Genomic DNA, 18,242 nt, shown 5'->3' with positions numbered 1-18,242 from the left:
TGAATTTTTAAATTTAAAAACATAAAAAGCCTATCATTAATTTACTTTTGATAAAATTAATGCTTTTTAAGCATATATAAACTACAAGGTTAAAAAAATGATCTCAGCAGATAAAATTTGGATGGATGGTAAATTAGTTGATTTTAAAGATGCAAATTTGCACTTTTTAACCCATTCTTTGCATTATGGCAATGCTGTTTTTGAAGGAACTAGGGCTTATAAAACAGATAAAGGTTTAGCGATTTTTAGACTCGAAGATCACACTAAAAGACTTTTAGAGTCTGCAAAAATCACTCTTTTAAACTGTCCTTTTTCTCAAAAAGAACTTGAAAATGCACAAATTGAACTCCTAAAAGCAAATAATTTTAAAGGCAATGTTTATATTCGTCCTTTGATTTTTTTAGGTGATGGTGTTATGGGACTTTATCATGTAAAAGCTCCAGTAAGAGTAGGAATTGCTGCTTGGGAATGGGGTGCTTATCTTGGTGAAGAAGGTTTAGAAAAAGGCATTAAGGTAAAAATTTCCTCTTTTGCAAGAAATAGCGTAAAATCTTGCATGGGAAAAGCCAAAGCAAGCGCAAACTATCTAAATTCTCAAATCGCTAAATTTGAAGCAATTGAAGCAGGATATGAAGAAGCTTTAATGCTTGATGAAGAAGGTTTCATTGCGGAAGGAACAGGAGAGTGTTTCTTCATAATAAAAAATGGAGTTTTAATCACTCCGCCAAACGATTTTTCCCTAAAAAGCATCACTCAAGATACTGTGCTTAAAATCGCTCACGATCTTGGTCTTGCTGTGCTTCGCCAAAGAATTTCAAGAGATGAAGCTTACACAGCAGATGAGGCATTTTTTACTGGGACTGCTGCTGAAATAACGCCTATTAACAACATTGATACAAGAATTATAGGCAATGGCGCAAGGGGAGAAATTACAAAAAAACTCCAAGATGCATTCTTTGATGTGGTTTATGGACGCAATGCAAAATACGCATCAATGTTAACTTATATCTAAAAAAGGAAATAAATGCCAGCTGATTTAAATGATTATTTTAATAAAAAAAATGGAAATTCAAACAACCAAAACAATCGTCAAAATTTCAATTTTAAAGTGCCTGAATTTAATTTCAAAGGTTTTGGGAAATTTTCGCCTTTAATTTATGGAATAATTATCATTGTTTTATTTTTAGTTCTTGCAAAACCTTTTGCTATTATCAATGAAGGGGAAATGGGAATCAAGGTAACCACAGGTAGTTATGATCCAAAACCTTTAAAATCTGGTCTTCACTTTTTTGTCCCAATCATTCAAAAAATCATCATTGTAGATACCAGACAAAGGCAAATGACTTACACTTCTCAAGATAGCACAAGTAGCATACAAACTGGGGCGGGTATTATCAACAAAAGTTCCATTTCTGTGCTTGATAAAAAAGGTTTAACTGTTCTTGTTAATATTACCATTAAATATAATCTTAATCCAGAACAAGTTTCAAATACTATAGCGAATTGGAATTTAAACTGGGAAGATAAAATTATCGATCCAACAGTGCGTAATGTCGTTCAAAGTGTTATAGGTCAATATACAGCAGAAACTTTGCCAGCAAATCGTAATGCCATAGCAGATTTAATCCGTGAAGAAGTTACAAAAAATGTTTCATCTCTTGTCAATAAACCTGTATTTTTACAGTCTGTAGAATTAAGAGAAATCATCTTACCGGCTAGAGTAAAAGAGCAAATTGAACTCGTACAAATTGCCCAACAAGAAGCAGTTCGTGCCCAACAAGAAGCTTTAAGAAAAGCAATCTTAGCAGAGGGTGAAGCTAATGCTACTATTATTAACTCAAAAGCTAAAGCAGATGCTACTAAAATAGAAGCTCAAGCGCAATCTTATGCAAATAAAGAAATAGCAAACAGCCTAAACATTCCTTTACTGAATTTAAAACAAATTGAAGTCCAAGGTAAATTTAATGAGGCTTTAAAAGTAAATCAAGATGCTAAAATTTTCTTAACTCCAGGCGGAGCAGTGCCAAACATTTGGGTGGATACCAAAGACATCAAAAAACAAGGCTCTATACAATAATTTCTAAAGGGTAAAAATGACAAATATCAGAGAAATTTTGATGTTTTATATCAATCATTTATATACAATTGATTATCTCTTTTTTACCCTTGTACTTATATTCTTTTTACTTATATTAATTCTTAGCTTGTTTGCAAGACACAAACCATTCTTGGCCTTTTTTATATTTTTTTTAGCCTTTATTTTATCAGGAGCTTTAGGATATTTTGGCTACAATTTTTTAGATAAAAAAATTCGCGATAGAAGCACTCAAATTTTATCTATTAAAAATTTGCAAAGCTCAGCTATGCTTGCAATCGATTTTGACATTAGCAATCACTCAAAATATAATTTCAAATTTTGTAAAATTACGGCAAAAATTTATCAAAAAAGCAATCCTAATGATAATATTTTAACGCGTTATAAACTTCAATTTATTCCTATTAAAATAAAAAGTTTAATTTTAAATGATTTAGAAAAAGGAAAAACACAAATTCAAAGAATCAGTTTTGAAAATTTTCAAAATAATGATAATATAGACATCAAATTAGTTTCAAAGTGTTTTTAAATGTATTTTACAGGTTTTCATTTCATCATCTCAATTATTTTATTGCTTTGTTTTATACTCATTTGTATATTGATTTTTCTCAAAATTAAAAACAAACAAATAGCAGCCATCTTTTATGGTATTAATGTGATTTTTATAGGAATTTTAAGCTATTCGCTTTTTTTAACCATCAATCAATACACCAAAAAAACAAGTATTACAAATATAAATTACAAAAGAAATTTAAGAAGCGAAAGTATAATTATCAGCGGAAGACTCAATAATTTTTCCAAATATCCCGTTAAAAATTGTGTTTTAAAATTTACCATAGTGGACAAAAGAGGTGATGCAAACGGAGAAATGTTTAACACTCAAAATTTTAAAAATACAAAAGGTGAAAATCGCAGTGTAAGTTATGATATTGAGCTAACTTCTTTCTTGGCAGGAAATACCTACCAAGATTTTGTAAAATCAGTGCCTATGCCACCTGAATTTATTAATTTTGAATTTTATCACACCCTATCGTGTCGTTAATTTTTAGAATTTTCATCATAACTAAAGCTTGGATTGATTTGTTTATTTTTACTTAATTCTTCATACCATTTGCTATGCAAGATATAAACTTCTTCTTCTTCCTTATAGCCACTAACCATAGAATGGATACTTCCTTTAATGGCAAAAACAGCCATATAAATATGAACGCAAAAAAACACCACACAAAGTATTCCTAAGAAATTGTGAATAATAGCACTAAGTCTTAAAAGATCAATTTGACTCAATCCAAAAACGCTTTGAACCACAGTGGAATCAAAATCAACAAAATACATAAATCCACCCGTAATTATCATCAAAAAGCCACCAAATACAGCGATATAATACCAAGATTTTTGACCAAAATTAAATTTACCCGCAGGCACTGGGCGTTTTACTTTGCTTAAATAGCCCCCAACTATCATAAGCCATTTGATATCATATTTAGCCGGCAACATTCTTTTTATCCAACACAAAAACATAGGGATAATAGAAATGATAAATAAAATCGTCGCAAAAGCATGTAAATTTTTACAAACCCTTACAAAAACACCTCCACCAAAATACGAACCAAAAATCATAATCAAACCCGTTGGCACCAAGATGATCCAAGAAAGTGCTGCGATAAAATGAAAAATTCTTTCAAATAAATTAAAAGCATAAATTTTATTTCCATCGTGAGAAAATTTCTTAGGACCTATAACCATAAAATGTAGAGCAAAAGCCGATAAAACCACTATGATAGAGATCAAAGCAACGCTTGCGATATATTCTCCTTGCAAACTTGTCCAAAGCTTACCAAAGGTATCATAGGTTGCTATATTTTCTATGCGTTGCTGAGCCCAAATTTGCGTATCTTGCCCCATTCTTTCATCGCCATAGGCAAACAAACTCGCAAAACTTGCTAAAAGTACTAAAAATATTTTTTTCATAAGCGTTCCTTTCCTATATAAGCGATTTTCCACTCTATACTTTGCGAAGGATTGGCTATGCCATAACCCCTACTTTGTAGTCTATTATGATAAATCTCTTCAATTTTAGAACTTTCTCCTACCAAAAGTGCTTTAGTTGAACACATTGCCGCGCACACAGGTACTTTTCCTTCAGCAATACGATTTTGCCCATAAAGCTCTCTTTCTTTTTCAGAATTTGTACTTTCAGGCCCACCTGCACACATGGTGCATTTATCCATAATGCCTTTGTTGCCAAATACACTGTCTTTTGGAAATTGCGGTGCGCCAAAAGGGCAAGCATAAAGACAGTATCCGCAACCTATGCAAATTTCTTTATCATGCAAAACAATACCATCTGCACGGATATAAAAACAATCCACAGGACACACGATAGCACAAGGCGCATCATCACAGTGCATACAAGAAATTGAAGTTGAAACTTCTTTGCCTTGCACACCTTCATTTAAAGTAATAACGCGGCGCCTGCGGATATTAATAGGAAGCTCATGTGCTTCATCACAAGCCACCGCACAACCATTACAATCAATACAACGCTCATTATCGCAAAAGAATTTCAAGCGTTCTTTTTCCAAATTTGCAAAATTGACTTTACTCATCTTTTACACTCCATCTTTTGAAATACGGCACAATCCGCCTTTGGTTTCTGGAATTTGACACATAATATCATAGCCATAATTTGTCACGGTATTGGCACTTTCACCACTTGCGTAAGGCTTAGTTCCTTGTGGGAAATTATGCGTTAAATCCACCCCTTGCATCACGCCGGTAAAATGGAAAGGTAAGAAAATCATATCTTTTGCCACGCTAGGATTGATTTTCACACGCACACGAATTTTAGTGCCTTCTGGAGAATGCACCCAAATCATATCGCCCTTTTTGATATCTTGCTCAAGTGCAAGCTCGGGATTAATCTCACAAAACATTTCAGGCGTTAAACGCGTTAAATACATAGAAGCTCTATTTTCCATACCTGCACCATTTAAATTCACAAGTCTTGCGGTGACTAGATTAAGCGGGAATTCTTTAGAATAATCCTTAGCTTGTTGCACAGAAATAAATTTAGTATCCACGCGATAAAGTGCTTTTTGATCTTCAAAACTAGGGTATTTTTGCACTAAATCTGCTCTTGGAGAATGCAGTGGCTCTCTGTGAAGTGGAATTTGATCTTTAAAAGTCCAAACTACAGCTCTAGCCTTAGCATTTCCATAAGGCACTACGCCTTTTTCTATACATTTAGTTGCTATGATATTACTATCATCATAAGACCAAGTTGCACCCATTTTTTCTTTTTCTTCTGCACTTAAAGTGATACCTAGAATTTTTTCTATATTATCCTTTGTGATTTGCGGATAACCGGTATTAATAGGCGAATTTAGCGGTGCATTTTTTGCCAATAAGCTCTCACCCTCATACTCGAGTCCAAAGTTGTTTCTAAAGCCCATACCGCCTTTTGCTACCTCGATATCAGTATTATAAAGCACAGGAGTTCCTGGGTGCTTATCACTCCAGCAAGGCCAAGGAAGCCCATAATACTCCCCTGCAACCTCATCTTTGCCCTCTAAAGTTACTTCGTCAAATTTATCCCAATTTAAAGTGTGCTTTTTAAGTCTTTCAGGACTCCAACCATTAAGTCCTATACTTCTAACCGCTCTTGCGATTTCTCTTGTTGCATTTTCAGGCCAAACGATCTCACCTTTTTCATCGCGCAAAGTCTTGGTATAATCTTCATAAAAACCTAATCTTTTAGCAAGTTCAAATAAAATTTCTTGATCTTCTTTGCTCTCATAAAGCGGATCTATAATTTTAAATCTCCATTGTCCGCTACGATTTGTCGCTGTTACACTTCCGCTTGTTTCAAATTGCGTTGCAGCAGGTAAAAGATAAATTCCATCTTTTCTTTCAGAAATGATCCCTGCTTCATTGACAAAAGGATCAACCAAAACCAAAAGTTCTAAAGCTTCCAAACCTTCTTTAACCTTTACTTGTTGCGCAGTTGAAGTGATACCATTTCCCATTACCATTAAAGCTTTTAAAGGTGTTCCTGCATTATCAACCTTATCATTTCCATCTTTACCATTAAGTGCTGCAGCCCACCATCTAGCAAGTGAAAGTCCAGTTTTATGCATCCAATCTTTACTAACAAAATTCCCCAAAAGCCACTCATAATCCACGCCCCAAATTTTGGCATAATATCTCCAAGTCGCTTCATTTAAAGCATAATAACCTGGCAAATTCTCGCTCAAACACGCCATGTCTGAGGCGCCTTGCACATTATCGTGTCCGCGTAAAATATTTACTCCGCCACCAAATTTACCTATATTTCCTAAAACCATTTGTACAATAGGTGCTAAACGCGTATTTGAAGTTCCTACGGTGTGCTGTGTTAAGCCCATAGCCCAAACTAATGTTGCTGGTTTATTTTTAGCTACCTCATGAGTGATTTGAATGAGAAGTTCTTTAGAAACTCCAGTAACATTTTCTACCTCATCAAGAGTCCATTTTGCCGCTTCTTCACGAATTTTATCTATACCAAAAACCCTTTCATCAAGGTATTTTGTATCTTCTAAGCCCTCATCGAAAATGATTTTTAGCATTCCATACATAAAAGCTATATCTGTCCCTGGACGAATTCTTGCATAAATATCCGCTTTGGCTGCACTTTTAGTAAATCTAGGATCTACAACGATAAGCTTAGCCCCTTTTTCTTTTGCTTTTAAGAAATGTCTAAAGCCTACAGGGTGATTTACCGCAGGATTTGCACCAATGATAATAATGCATTTACTTCTTTGAATATCTCCAAGATGGTTTGTCATAGCGCCATAACCAAATGTATTCGCCACACCGGCGACTGTTGCGCTGTGTCAAATTCTTGCTTGATGATCTACATTGTTTGTGCCAAAAAAAGCTGCGAATTTTCTTATATAATAAGCTTGCTCGTTATTAAGCTTTGCAGATCCTAAAAACATAACACTTTCAGGATTTTCCTTGCGATAGGTAGCTAGCTTTTCTCCAATTTCATTTAAGGCTTGTTCATAGCTGATGCGTTTCCATTCTCCATTTTCTTTTTTCATAGGATATTTTAAACGCACATGTGAACGCACCATATCAATCATATCAGAGCCCTTACAGCAATGTCCGCCAAAACTTACAGGATGATCTTGTGCAATTTCTTGACGCACCCAAACACCATTTTGCACTTCTGCGATAATTCCACAGCCCACAGAACACGCGGTGCAAACACTTTTAACCTTTTTACTTCCTTCATAAGCTTCTTTTAATTCATCTGCATTTGCTTCTCTCAAATTTTCGCTTCTTGCAAGTAGCGGTGTAGCTAAACTTGAAAGCGCTGCCATTTTAAGAAAAGAGCGACGATTGAGCTTAATATTTTCATTTATACTTGACATCACTCAGCCTTTATATAATATTTTTCCCAATTAGCACTTCTTTGATAAAGCACTTCTTTTTTCTTGCTTTTACCTCTAACAAGATCTTTTCTTTCTTCATCTTGCGCTAAAACTACACTTGCACCACCAAGCACTCCTGTAGCTCCTAAGGCAATAGCAGATTTTTTAAGAAATTCCCTGCGATTTTTCACGAGCCCTCCTTTGTTTGTTTGATTCTCTTCTTAAAAACTCAGAACGTGATAAATCATTTTGAACTTTTTTAGAAGATATTGTCATAGGTTTTTCAAGTTCAAAACAAAATCTTTCAAACTCCATAAATGCCATTGCGATCAAAGCAACTTGTTTGTAAAGATTTGCATTTTGATTCTCAAAAATCAGTTTTAAAAATTCATCAATGTTTTTATTGATAAGCTTTGCAAAAAGCTCTTTAGCTAAATCATTGTTTTCTTCCTTTATAAATTCACTCATTAATAAAAAGCAAAAACCTACACTGTCTTCACTTTCTTTAAAATTCTTCTCATTACGACGCAAAGAACTTTTTGCTAAAATTTGCTTCACATTTAATAAAGCTTTTGAATTTTCAAAACCTTCTTCTATATAAGAAAAAGTTATAGGGATAGCATTCTTTAAAGTCAAAAAAAGCTTGTCGTATTCTTCATAAAAATCTTTAGGACTTTGCGTTTTTTCTAAATTCTCAAGCAAAAAATCAAAACAAGACGCCAAACTTTCATCAAAAAGCCCCTGTTTCATAGCACTTAAATACTCATTTAAATGCGTTAATCTTTGCCCAGAAAGCGAGAAGGTAAAAAGTTCCCCTAAACACTTATAATAAAGACTTCTAGCAATTTTTAGTTTTGAAATATCCATAACTTTCACTTTAAAAAAATTGATAAAACCACAACAAAAATTATATTATGCCAAAAGTGCGTAATATTTACTTTTTGTTTGATTTTTTATCGCTTTTAATGGTAATACTATTTAAATTAAAAATCACTGAATTTAACTATCAAAATTGATAATTTAGGAGTTTGAAAGATTTAAAAAATACAAATGCTATTTTTTAAATCTTGTATCTTTTTAATTAATTATGCTAAATATACATAATTAATTTCTTTTAGAATAATTCTCATAAGAAAATTCGCGCACCATTTCTAACTCATTTTTTGAATTTAAGAACATTAAATTTGGCAATCTCACTCCATTAAAAGTCGTATTTTTTACTATGGTATAGTGAATTTGATCCAAAAATACCACTTTATCACCTATATTTAATTTTTTATCAAAAGCATACTCGCCCATCACATCACCAGCTAAGCAGGTATTTCCAGTAAGCCAATAAGCAAATTCGCCTTTTTTTAAATCTGAAATTTTTTCATTTTCTCTCGTGGCTAAAATTCTAGCATTTTTTACTTCACTTGTATAAGGCATGATGATAGTATCTGGCATATGTGCTTCGCTTGAAGTATCTAAAATGACAATTTGCTTTTCATTTTCTACTATATCAATCACACTAGCGACTAAATTCCCACTCTGCCAACCTACCGCTTCGCCTGGTTCAAGATAAACTTGCACACCATATTTATCACTAAATTTTTTACAAATATCAATGAGTTTTTGCACATCATAGCCTTTTTTAGTAATATGATGACCACCACCAAAATTTACCCATTTTACCTTTCTTATCCATGGACTAAATCTATTTTCAAATGCTCTTAAAACTGCCTCTAAAGCATCTGCACTCTCTTCACAAAGTGCGTGAAAATGAAGACCGCTAAGCCCTTCTAAATTTGTATCTTCTAAATCTTTAGCACGAATTCCAAGTCTTGAATATCTTCCACAAGGATTATAAAGCTCTTTTGGTGCCAAAGAAAACTCTACATTGCAACGAATTCCTAAAGATTTTTCTTTTGCTTTTTCTTTAAATTTTTCAAATTGATTTAAAGAATTAAACACTAAATGATGTGATAAATTTATTATTTCATCCATTTCATCATCTTTAAAAGCAGGAGAATAAGTATGAATTTCCTTATCCATAAATTCTTTAGCAAATTTTGCTTCCCAAAGCCCACTACAAGTACAACCTTGTAAATATTCTCCCACGATTTTCATCGCCCTTGAAAAGGCAAAACCCTTTAAAGCCAAAAGCACTTTTGTACTACTTTTTTCTCCCACACTTGCTAAAAGCTCACAATTTTTTCTAAGTTTATCTTCTTCTAAAATATAAGCTGGAGTAGTTTTTAACCCATCTAAATAATCTAACATCATCATCCTTTTAAATTTATTGCAAAATGATACCAAATTTCTTAACATTTAAATAAATTGATAATTGATAATATTTACCAATTTGTAAAAATTAACTTATATAATTTCAGCCGTAATTTTAAATCTAACTAAAAAAGGAAAAATAATGGATAGAAGAACCTTTCTTAAATTTAATACCTTAGGTTTAGCAAGTGTAAGTTTTGCTTATGCTATGGATCATTCTAAAATGAATCACGGCACAATGGATCACTCAAACCATAATAATATGAATACTTCTTTTATTGACTTTGCACCTAAAGATTTAAAACTTTTAAATATTAACGAAATTGCAAGCGGGAAAAAATTAGCTCCTTTAACACTTCTTAAAAATGAAAGCAAAGAAAAAAATTTCTTTCGCGCCACTATAGAAATAGCAGAGAGTGAGATAGAAATTGCCAAGGGCAAAAAAACCAAATGCTACACTTATAATAAACTCATCCCTGGCCCAAAAATCGAGGCATATGAAGGCGATACTATAGAAATTCTAGTTAAAAATAAACTAAATGAAGCCACTACTATCCATTGGCATGGTATGCCTGTACCACCTGAACAAGATGGCAATCCACACGATCCAATACTTGCTGGAAGAGAAAGAATTTATCGCTTTACCTTACCAATGGGAAGTGCAGGAACTTATTGGTATCATCCACATCCTCACTATACAACCTCAAAACAAGTTTTTAAAGGACTTGCGGGAGTGTTTGTAGTCAAAGCTAAAAAAGATGCATTGTCACATTTAAAAGAACAAGATTGGGTAATTAGTGATTTAAGACTTGATGAAAACGCACAAATTCCAAGCAATACCTTAGTCGACTGGTTAAACGGCAGAGAAGGAGAAATTGTCTTAATCAACGGGCAACTAAAGCCTAAAATCGAAGTTGATAATCAAAGAATTCGCATTTATAACTTCTGTGCAGCTAGGTATTTAAATTTGCGTCTTAGCGGGGCTAAATTTGTACTTGTAGGCACAGATGGCGGACTTATAGAAAAACCTGTTGAAATGCAAGAACTTTTCTTAAGCCCTGCAAGTCGCGTGGAAGTTTTAATCATAAGTGATAAAAAAGGCGAAGTAAAACTTGAAAGTACATATTATGATAGAGATAAAATGATGGTAAAAGAAAGCCCATATACTCTACATTTAGCTGATGTTAGTATTAAAAATAGCGCTAAAAATATCCCGCAAATTTTAAGACAACTTCCACCTTTAGAAGAGCCAAAAAATTTCAAAGAAATTATTATGAGCGAAGATCATCATAAAATGCACGGCATTATGAAAAAAAGCGAAAGTGAAATGAAAAGCGCATTAGCTTCTATGTTTTTACTTAATGGCAAGGTTTTTGATATGAAAAGAGTGGATGAAAGATCAAAACTTGGTGAAGCAGAAGATTGGATCATCATCAATAAATCCCACATGGATCATCCTTTCCACATACATGGAACACAATTTGAACTCATCTCATCTAAATTTAAAGGCGAGCTTAAAAAAGCAGAATTTAGAGCCTTAAGAGACACAATTAATGTGCGCCCAAATGAAGAATTAAGACTAAGAATGAAACAAGATTTTGTAGGGCTTAGAATGTATCATTGTCATATTTTAGAACACGAAGATTTAGGAATGATGGCAAGTTTAGAAGTTGTTGAAAAATAATTGACTGTTTTGTACTGTCATTGTGAGTATTCTTCGTCATTCTGAGCCTTTAGGCGAAGAATCTCTCACTCGTACACTTTTATTATTGCTCTAAGTAAAGCATAATAAAAACCAAAAACAATGCTTTAAAATTTTTATTTACTCTTTAAAGTTTTCATATAAATTTAAGTTTAATTTAAAAAAAAAGGGGGGGGGGGGATTATAATTTTTCCTTTTTTAAACAAAAATTTAAGGAGAAATTATGACGAAAATTTCATTTTCGGCAAGTAAAGTTTTAGTAGGTTTTAGCTTAGGTGCTGTGCTTTGTAGTAATGCAATGGCAATAAATTTGAATTCAAAAATGCCTTAGCTGAAGCTCCGACAACGCCAATTGAAATAGAACTAGGTGGAAAAAATCTGCAAGATTATTTTGAAGTTAAAGGGCAAGATGTAGTTTTAATTGATAGAGATAGTTTAAAAGGCAATGATTTAACCATAAAATCAAATATTTCTAGGTTTGATGATGAAGGTTTTTTAAATCCAGAAGGTAAAGATATCGATACTGATGAATTTAAATATGTCTTTGATTTGGGCGATAAAAATACTTTAAGTATGGGAAGTTCTAGCATTGCAAATCTTTATGTAAATGCTAAAGAAACTATACTAAAAGATATGAATTTATATGTTAATCAAAGTGGCTCGGTGATCAATGGAGATTTAAGCCTTAGCGGAACTAGCTTGGTAGATAATGATGCGTTAAAAGGCTCAAGAGTATCTGTATATGGCAATGATCTTATCGTGAATGGAAATTTAAATGCAAATAATACCTTTTTTGAATTTGGAAATCCTTACGCAACGCAAAATTATTCTATAAAAGTTGCTAAAAATGTAAATATCACTAATTCTAAATTTAGTGTAAATGGCACATCTTTTAAAGATTTGCTTACTAAAGACGCACTTTTGATCCAAGCACAAGGATTTAATAAAGACATAAGCACATCAAATACAGCCGAAGCTTCATATGGCAAATTTGCAAGTGATTATATCAATATAGATAAAAGTCAAGATACCTTTCAAAGTATAGTACTTGATGACACTTTGGTGGATTACAATTTAAAAGAAGTAAATTGCGGATCTAGCAAATGCTTGGTAGCAAATGGCAAAGCGACTGATACTTTAAAAGATACCCTAACCCAATTAAAAATTGACTCAGCTATGCTAGGAAAACTAATAGGAGAATTTAGCAATCCTGAAGATCAAGAAATAAAAGCTCAGCTTGAAGAACAAAAAACAAAATTAGATGAAATAATACAAAAAGGCGAAAACAATCCAAACTTAGACAAAGAAGTAGTAAAATTATATGGACTAAAAGAAGGAAGTGCCGATTATCAAGCTGTGCTTAATCTTAGAGGTATTGCAGACCGACTTGCAGATCAAGGTTTAGGACTAGATCTAAAAAGTCTTAGCGGCGTCAAACTAGCCCTTAATATCAAAAAAGACACAGACAACACAGGTAAAGCTATCACTAATCTAAACTCTGCTTCAAATGCAACCAACACAACCATAAGTGTAAGCAATGATGTATCCATAGGACAAAGAATAGCAATGCTAAATAATCCTTATGGAAACTATGCTTCAAGACTTTCTAAACTTAGATTTGCAAGCACTGATATGGCTGGAAATTATTTAGATGATTATAAAAACAGTATTTGGGCTAATGCTTTTGGTGGTGCAAATATTATAGATGGCGATAGTGGGGCTATATATGGTGCTACTATAGGCGGGGATAGACAGATTAATGATAGTGTATTATTAGGGACTTATTTTACTTATGCAAGCTCAAAAATCAAAGATAATAGCTTAGAGCAAGATAGTGATAATTTCCAATTAGGACTTTATTCTACTATTAATATCGCACCTAAATGGGAACTTGGCTTAAGAGCATACGCACAACTTTCTCCGACCGATCAAAGCAATATTACCACACAAGGTTTAGCAACTTCTGATTTTACAAGTAAATTCTTTGGTTTAAGTGCAAATGTGGGTCGTGTGTTTGATTTTAGTGATAATACTTTATTTATCAAACCTTTTGCGGGTGTAAATTATTATCTTTCTTATACTCCAAGCTACACTGAAAATAATAACATTGGTGGTTTTAATGTTGATTCTATGACTAATAATTCTGTGAGTTTAGAACTTGGTGCTGAGCTTAGAAAATATATGAGTGAAAGCTCTTATCTTTTTATTACTCCAAAAATAGAACAATTTATTATTAATAGTGGAGATGATTATGTTGCAAATTTATCTATTGGCAATGCTTTCTTTAGCAATGTAAAAGCTAATGATAAGAAAAAAACTTATGGACAAATCATCGTAGGCGGTAATGTAGATATTAATGAGAAATTCAGTCTTAATGCAGGTATTGGTGCTAAGCAAATCTTAGCAGGCAAAGTAGATAGCAAAAACGAAACCTATGTGAGTGGGCAAGTTGGGTTTAAATATAGATTCTAAGGATTTAAAGCTCAGTAAAATGAATCTATTTTGTTTTACTTAGCTAAGTTTATTTTAACCAAGTAAAGTGAAATTCAATCACTTTACTTTTTTACAAAAGATTTTAAAGATTTTAAAGATTTTAAAGATTTTAAAGATTTTATTAAAACTCTTTTTTCTTTGAGAATTCCTCTACCATAAAAGAAGTGATTTTGTTTTTTTGTGGTTTTTTAATTGTTTTGCTTTTTAAAATTTATTTTTATGTAAATTTTTTATTTCTTTAAGATTTTCATCTATCCTATTCTTTTAAAACAAAATCTAAAAAATTTAATGCTATACTCAAACTTTTAAAATTTTGGAGAAATTATGGTTAGTGTTGAATTTTTAGGTCCTATAAACAAACCCAAACTAGAATTAAATATCAATAATTTAAAAGAATTAAAAGAAATTTTAAAACAAGATGAAAGCTTAAAAGAATGGCTAGAACTTTGCGCCGTATCTTTAAACGAAACAATCATTTTTGATGAAAATACCCCTTTAAAAGATGGCGATAAAATAGCACTTTTACCACCGGTTTGTGGGGGCTAAAATGAGTGAGTTTATACTTGTAAATGGGGCTTTAGAAATCCCACAAATTTATGCAAAATGGTATGAATTTGCAAAAAATAAAAATTGTGGTACACTGCTTACATTTTGTGGCATAGTGCGTGAAGAAAATAGCATTGAAGCTCTAAGTTTTGATATTTACGAACCGCTTTTAAAAAATTGGTTTAATGAATGGCAAAAAAGAGTTGAAAATGATGGAGTGATTTTGCTTTTTGCACATTCAATTGGCGATGTAAAAATTCACGAAAGTTCGTATTTAGCAGGGATTTTAAGCAAACAAAGAAAATTAGGGCTTAAACTCATCAATGAATTTGTGGAAGATTTTAAAGCAAGTGCGCCCATTTGGAAATACGATGTGATAAATAAGCAAAGAATTTACGCTAAAGAAAGATCAAGTAAACTCTGCGGTGCTGGACTTTTAAAATGATAAAAGAGTTAGAACAATTTAGTATTTTTGGTGTGAGCGCTTTGACAAATGCCAAATTTGAAAGTGATGTTAAAACTTCACAAATCATTCCTTTATGGAAAAATTTTCATCAAATTCTTAGCACACCAAGTGAAATTTATAGCGTGTATTATGATTATAAAAACACTTTAGACTTAGAAAATTTAGAGTACAAAGTCTGCGTGGGTGTGAAAGAAAAAGAAAAGGGTGAAAAAGTGCTTATAAAAGAAGGAAAATATATGCTTTTTGAAGACTTTGGAAAACCTGAAATCATCACACCAAAACTTTGGCAAGAAATTTATAAATTTTTCAAAAATTCAAATTTGCAAAGAAAATTTGAAACAGATTTTGACTTTTATACTGCAAATAAAGTCCAAATTTACATTGGTATCAAGGAGTAAAAATGCTAATGCCTTATGAAAAAAGTTTAGAGATCTTGCATTCTCACATAAAGCCTTACGAAAGAGTGGAAAAAGTGGCTTTAACGCAGTGTTTGGGACGCATATTAGCAAATGATATAAAAGCGAGTGAAAACCAACCTAGTATGCCAACTTCAGCAATGGATGGCTATGCTATTAAATTTGAAGATCAAGATCTGCCTTTAAAAATTTTGGGCATAACTCCTGCTGGAAAAATGCCCGAATTTAAGCTTGAAGCAAATACTTGTGTGAAGACTTTTACAGGCTCTTTGATGAGTGAAGGAAGCGATACTTTGGTGCCTGTGGAAAATGTAAGAGTGGAAAATAATACGCTTTTTATAGAAAAAAAAGTTCCTAAAGGCTTTGCGGTTAGAGAGATTGGCGAAAATTACAAAAAGGGTGAAATTTTACTTAAAAAAGGCACGAAGCTAAATTATAGTGAAATTGCGCTTCTAGCCGAACTTGGATTTTTTCACATTAGCGTGTTTATAAAGCCTATAATTGGGGTTTTAAGCAGTGGAAGTGAGATAAAAGATTTAGGCGAAAGTTTGGAAAATCCTGCACAAATTAGATCTTCTAATCACATCGCCATAGCAAATTTGGCTAAAAATTTAAATTGCGATGTCCGCATATTTGCTCTTTTAAAAGATGATGAAAAAGATACTTCAAAGGCTATAAAAGCTGCTTTGGGAAGTTGTGATATTTTAGTTACAACGGGTGGCGTTTCTATGGGAGATTTTGACTTTTTAAAAAAAGCCATTAAAGAATACGAACTCATCATTGATAAAGCAGATATAAAACCAGGGCGTCATATAAAAATTGCTAAAATAGATGAAAAATTCATCATCGCCCTACCTGGGTTTCCTTACTCTGCTATGGTGATGTTTAATCTTTATGCAAGAGAAATAATAAATGCGTGGCTACTTCAGCCAAAAGACTATGTTTGCAAGGCTTTTTTGCAAGGAAGCTATAAGAAAAAAAGTCCCTATTTGGAATTTGTCGCCTGTAATGTGGAATTTAAAAATGGACGCATTTTGGCAAATTTGGAAGGTAAAAAAGAAGGCTCCAGTGCGATTATAAATAATCTTAACAATAAAGCTGCATTAATGATAGCACCAAAAGAATGTGAAATTTTAGAAAATGAAAGCTTAGTGGATATTATTTTTATGCCTTGAAAAAGGTATAAAGTTTAAACAGGAGTTACAGATATTTGACTTCCTTTTTCATCGTAAGTGTATATAAAACTCGAATTTTTTATACTAACATTTGAGCTTGTGAAACCAACTAGCTGCCCTGCAGGTTTAACATACAATTGTTTGTTTCCATCATAAACATATATAAAACTTCCCTTTTAAACCGCTAAAGTAATAGCCATTTTTTCTCCTTTTAAAAATTTGAAAAAATGTTATCAAAAAAAATCAAGCCCCTTTTTTCTAATTTTTTCAATAAGCTATAAAATCATTAAAATCTTAAGCAAGATTATTTGTTTTATTAAGGATTAATTTTTGCACTTTTTTGCCCTTTTAAATTAAGCCAAGTAATTAAAAACAAAATCAAATAAATAATTATCAATGGAGTATTAATATAAGTTGCTATCATTGATACTGGCGTTTCTAAACCCGTTATCTTAAAAACAATCCATTTTACAAATATTGTAATCTCCTTACAAGCAAAAAATACAAAAACAAAATAAAAAAGTTTTTCTTTCGTAACTTGAACTAAGGCCCTAAAGAAGAAAAAGGCAAGAATAATGGAAGCTATGCTTATAATTTTCCCAAAAATATTATTCGCAAAAGAAATATTTTCACTCATTATTAATTTTAAAATAGAATACGAATTTGATCCAAGAACAACCAAAACCTGCCACACAAGAAAATAAATAAATATTTTATAAGTTTTTAACTTTTTGCAAAATAAAAACACACTAAGTAAGGCTAAAATTATCGCCGAATAAAATAAAAAAGGATGAATGCTGAAAAGATTTTGCAACAAGTCTTGACGAGCGTTAGGCTCATAATTCATAGGTTCAAAATACATAGATTGAAACAATATCATTTTGGCAAAATTTATAATTCCAAAAGCAATTGCACTTAAAATTAAAGATAAAGTCATTGTGATTTTAATCCATTTTAAATCAAAATCGAAAATAACTTTTTGTATTGAGAGTGCAAATTTTTCTTTATTTAAAATTTCTTGTCTGTTTGAATTTTCTTCTTTGTTTGAAAATTCTTGCTTATCAAATTCTTTAAATTCTATCCACGCTACAAGCTTTAAAATATCACCTATTAATATTCCTATAGCACCTAAACCAAATAAAGGCAAAGTGCAAATCCCTATAAAATAAGCCCAAAAAACATTGATAAAATACTTTTGTTTAGTTACTCTAGCGATTTCATAATAAAAGGCCTTAAAAAAGGAAAAATTAAAGCTATAATTAGGACATACAATATTAAAAAAACAGCAATACCTAAAAAGATATTATCCCCATTAAAATAAAACCGACTATAACCAATGCGAGGTTCTAAAATCATAAATACAGCAATAACAGCAATAACACTACCAAAAATCAAAATTCCTAACGCAATAAAGAAGTTGGTAAATAGTTTTTTAGCGCCACCATAGATTTTTAAATCATAAAGCACAATAAAAAATAAAATCAAACTCGCAAGAGAAAATAAAGCTCCAATATAAGGAATGATACCTAAAAAGCCACAAACAATACTCGCTATAGCTTTAAAACGAATTTCTTTTATCTTCTTTTGAAGTAAATTTTCTTGTGAATTTTCCATTTTAAACCTTTGAAAATCAATCTAAATAAAGACTTTATCATAATTTAATCTTA

At 32.0% G+C, this 18,242-nt stretch carries 18 protein-coding genes; 10 read left to right on the top strand and 8 right to left on the bottom strand.

From position 1 onward, the window contains the following. Nucleotides 1-97: 97 nt before the first annotated feature. The 4 genes from ilvE to ELQ16_RS10130 are packed head-to-tail and all read left to right on the top strand — an operon-like array spanning nucleotide 98 to nucleotide 3,137. Nucleotides 98-1,012 carry a branched-chain-amino-acid transaminase gene (gene ilvE / locus ELQ16_RS01460; RefSeq protein ID WP_134237801.1) on the top strand — a complete coding sequence of 305 codons (915 nt, stop codon included), beginning with the start codon at nucleotides 98-100 and terminating at the stop codon, nucleotides 1,010-1,012. Nucleotides 1,013-1,024: 12 nt separating this feature from the next. After that, nucleotides 1,025-2,077 (top strand): prohibitin family protein, encoded by a 1,053-nt coding sequence (locus tag ELQ16_RS01455; RefSeq protein WP_134237800.1) that lies wholly within the window; start codon nucleotides 1,025-1,027, stop codon nucleotides 2,075-2,077. Nucleotides 2,078-2,093: 16 nt separating this feature from the next. Beyond that, the gene (locus ELQ16_RS10135) at nucleotides 2,094-2,624 is read left to right on the top strand and encodes a DUF2393 family protein (RefSeq protein ID WP_134237799.1); all 531 of its coding nucleotides are present in this window, start codon (nucleotides 2,094-2,096) and stop codon (nucleotides 2,622-2,624) included. Beyond that, entirely contained in the window at nucleotides 2,625-3,137 is a 513-nt protein-coding gene (locus tag ELQ16_RS10130) for a DUF2393 family protein (RefSeq protein ID WP_134237798.1), read from the top strand. Here the strand turns inward: ELQ16_RS10130 and ELQ16_RS01440 are convergent. The 6 genes from ELQ16_RS01440 to nspC form a co-directional block, all read right to left on the bottom strand. Beyond that, nucleotides 3,134-4,066, bottom strand: coding sequence for a formate dehydrogenase subunit gamma (locus ELQ16_RS01440; RefSeq protein WP_134237797.1), 933 nt, complete (start codon nucleotides 4,064-4,066; stop codon nucleotides 3,134-3,136). The genes ELQ16_RS10130 and ELQ16_RS01440 overlap by 4 nt on opposite strands. Next, entirely contained in the window at nucleotides 4,063-4,704 is a 642-nt protein-coding gene (gene fdh3B / locus ELQ16_RS01435; protein WP_087724969.1) for a formate dehydrogenase FDH3 subunit beta, read from the bottom strand. Before fdh3B ends, ELQ16_RS01440 begins: the two co-directional genes overlap by 4 nt. Before the next feature lie 3 nt (nucleotides 4,705-4,707). Then, a complete protein-coding gene (locus ELQ16_RS01430) occupies nucleotides 4,708-7,512 on the bottom strand; it encodes a formate dehydrogenase subunit alpha (RefSeq protein WP_243832562.1) in 2,805 nt (934 codons plus the stop codon). Continuing rightward, nucleotides 7,512-7,703, bottom strand: coding sequence for a twin-arginine translocation signal domain-containing protein (locus ELQ16_RS01420; protein ID WP_134237795.1), 192 nt, complete (start codon nucleotides 7,701-7,703; stop codon nucleotides 7,512-7,514). The genes ELQ16_RS01430 and ELQ16_RS01420 overlap by 1 nt, the downstream gene beginning before the upstream one ends. Further along, nucleotides 7,678-8,379, bottom strand: coding sequence for a molecular chaperone (locus ELQ16_RS01415; protein ID WP_134237794.1), 702 nt, complete (start codon nucleotides 8,377-8,379; stop codon nucleotides 7,678-7,680). Before ELQ16_RS01415 ends, ELQ16_RS01420 begins: the two co-directional genes overlap by 26 nt. Before the next feature lie 237 nt (nucleotides 8,380-8,616). After that, the gene (gene nspC, locus ELQ16_RS01410) at nucleotides 8,617-9,774 is read right to left on the bottom strand and encodes a carboxynorspermidine decarboxylase (protein ID WP_134237793.1); all 1,158 of its coding nucleotides are present in this window, start codon (nucleotides 9,772-9,774) and stop codon (nucleotides 8,617-8,619) included. 145 nt (nucleotides 9,775-9,919) lie between these two features. Here nspC and ELQ16_RS01405 point away from each other — a divergent pair, with 145 nt between their 5' ends. The 6 genes from ELQ16_RS01405 (at nucleotide 9,920) to ELQ16_RS01380 (ending at nucleotide 16,575) form a co-directional block, all read left to right on the top strand. After that, the gene (locus ELQ16_RS01405) at nucleotides 9,920-11,461 is read left to right on the top strand and encodes a multicopper oxidase family protein (protein ID WP_134237792.1); all 1,542 of its coding nucleotides are present in this window, start codon (nucleotides 9,920-9,922) and stop codon (nucleotides 11,459-11,461) included. Nucleotides 11,462-12,028: 567 nt separating this feature from the next. After that, nucleotides 12,029-13,951, top strand: a complete 1,923-nt coding sequence (locus tag ELQ16_RS01400; protein WP_243832561.1) for an autotransporter outer membrane beta-barrel domain-containing protein — start codon at nucleotides 12,029-12,031, stop codon at nucleotides 13,949-13,951. A 345-nt stretch (nucleotides 13,952-14,296) separates the two neighbouring features. After that, on the top strand, nucleotides 14,297-14,518 hold the full coding sequence (locus tag ELQ16_RS01395) for a MoaD/ThiS family protein (protein ID WP_087725400.1): 222 nt from the start codon (nucleotides 14,297-14,299) through the stop codon (nucleotides 14,516-14,518). A gap of 1 nt (nucleotide 14,519) precedes the next feature. After that, nucleotides 14,520-14,963, top strand: coding sequence for a molybdenum cofactor biosynthesis protein MoaE (locus ELQ16_RS01390; protein ID WP_134237791.1), 444 nt, complete (start codon nucleotides 14,520-14,522; stop codon nucleotides 14,961-14,963). Beyond that, nucleotides 14,960-15,382, top strand: a complete 423-nt coding sequence (locus tag ELQ16_RS01385) for a GyrI-like domain-containing protein (protein WP_134237790.1) — start codon at nucleotides 14,960-14,962, stop codon at nucleotides 15,380-15,382. The genes ELQ16_RS01390 and ELQ16_RS01385 overlap by 4 nt, the downstream gene beginning before the upstream one ends. A gap of 2 nt (nucleotides 15,383-15,384) precedes the next feature. After that, nucleotides 15,385-16,575, top strand: a complete 1,191-nt coding sequence (locus ELQ16_RS01380; RefSeq protein WP_134237789.1) for a molybdopterin molybdotransferase MoeA — start codon at nucleotides 15,385-15,387, stop codon at nucleotides 16,573-16,575. 316 nt (nucleotides 16,576-16,891) lie between these two features. On the opposite strand, the gene ELQ16_RS10230 is transcribed toward ELQ16_RS01380, so the two are convergent. Then, nucleotides 16,892-17,722, bottom strand: a complete 831-nt coding sequence (locus ELQ16_RS10230) for a hypothetical protein (protein ID WP_243832560.1) — start codon at nucleotides 17,720-17,722, stop codon at nucleotides 16,892-16,894. Between the two features lie 56 nt (nucleotides 17,723-17,778). Further along, nucleotides 17,779-18,189: a hypothetical protein gene (locus ELQ16_RS09920; RefSeq protein WP_208335052.1), complete on the bottom strand. Its 411-nt coding sequence runs from the start codon at nucleotides 18,187-18,189 to the stop codon at nucleotides 17,779-17,781. Between the last annotated feature and the right edge of the window lie 53 nt (nucleotides 18,190-18,242).

It is taken from the genome of Campylobacter sp. US33a, assembly GCF_004378855.1.
Classification (GTDB): domain Bacteria; phylum Campylobacterota; class Campylobacteria; order Campylobacterales; family Campylobacteraceae; genus Campylobacter_D.
This window is presented reverse-complemented; position numbering and strand designations above follow the sequence as displayed.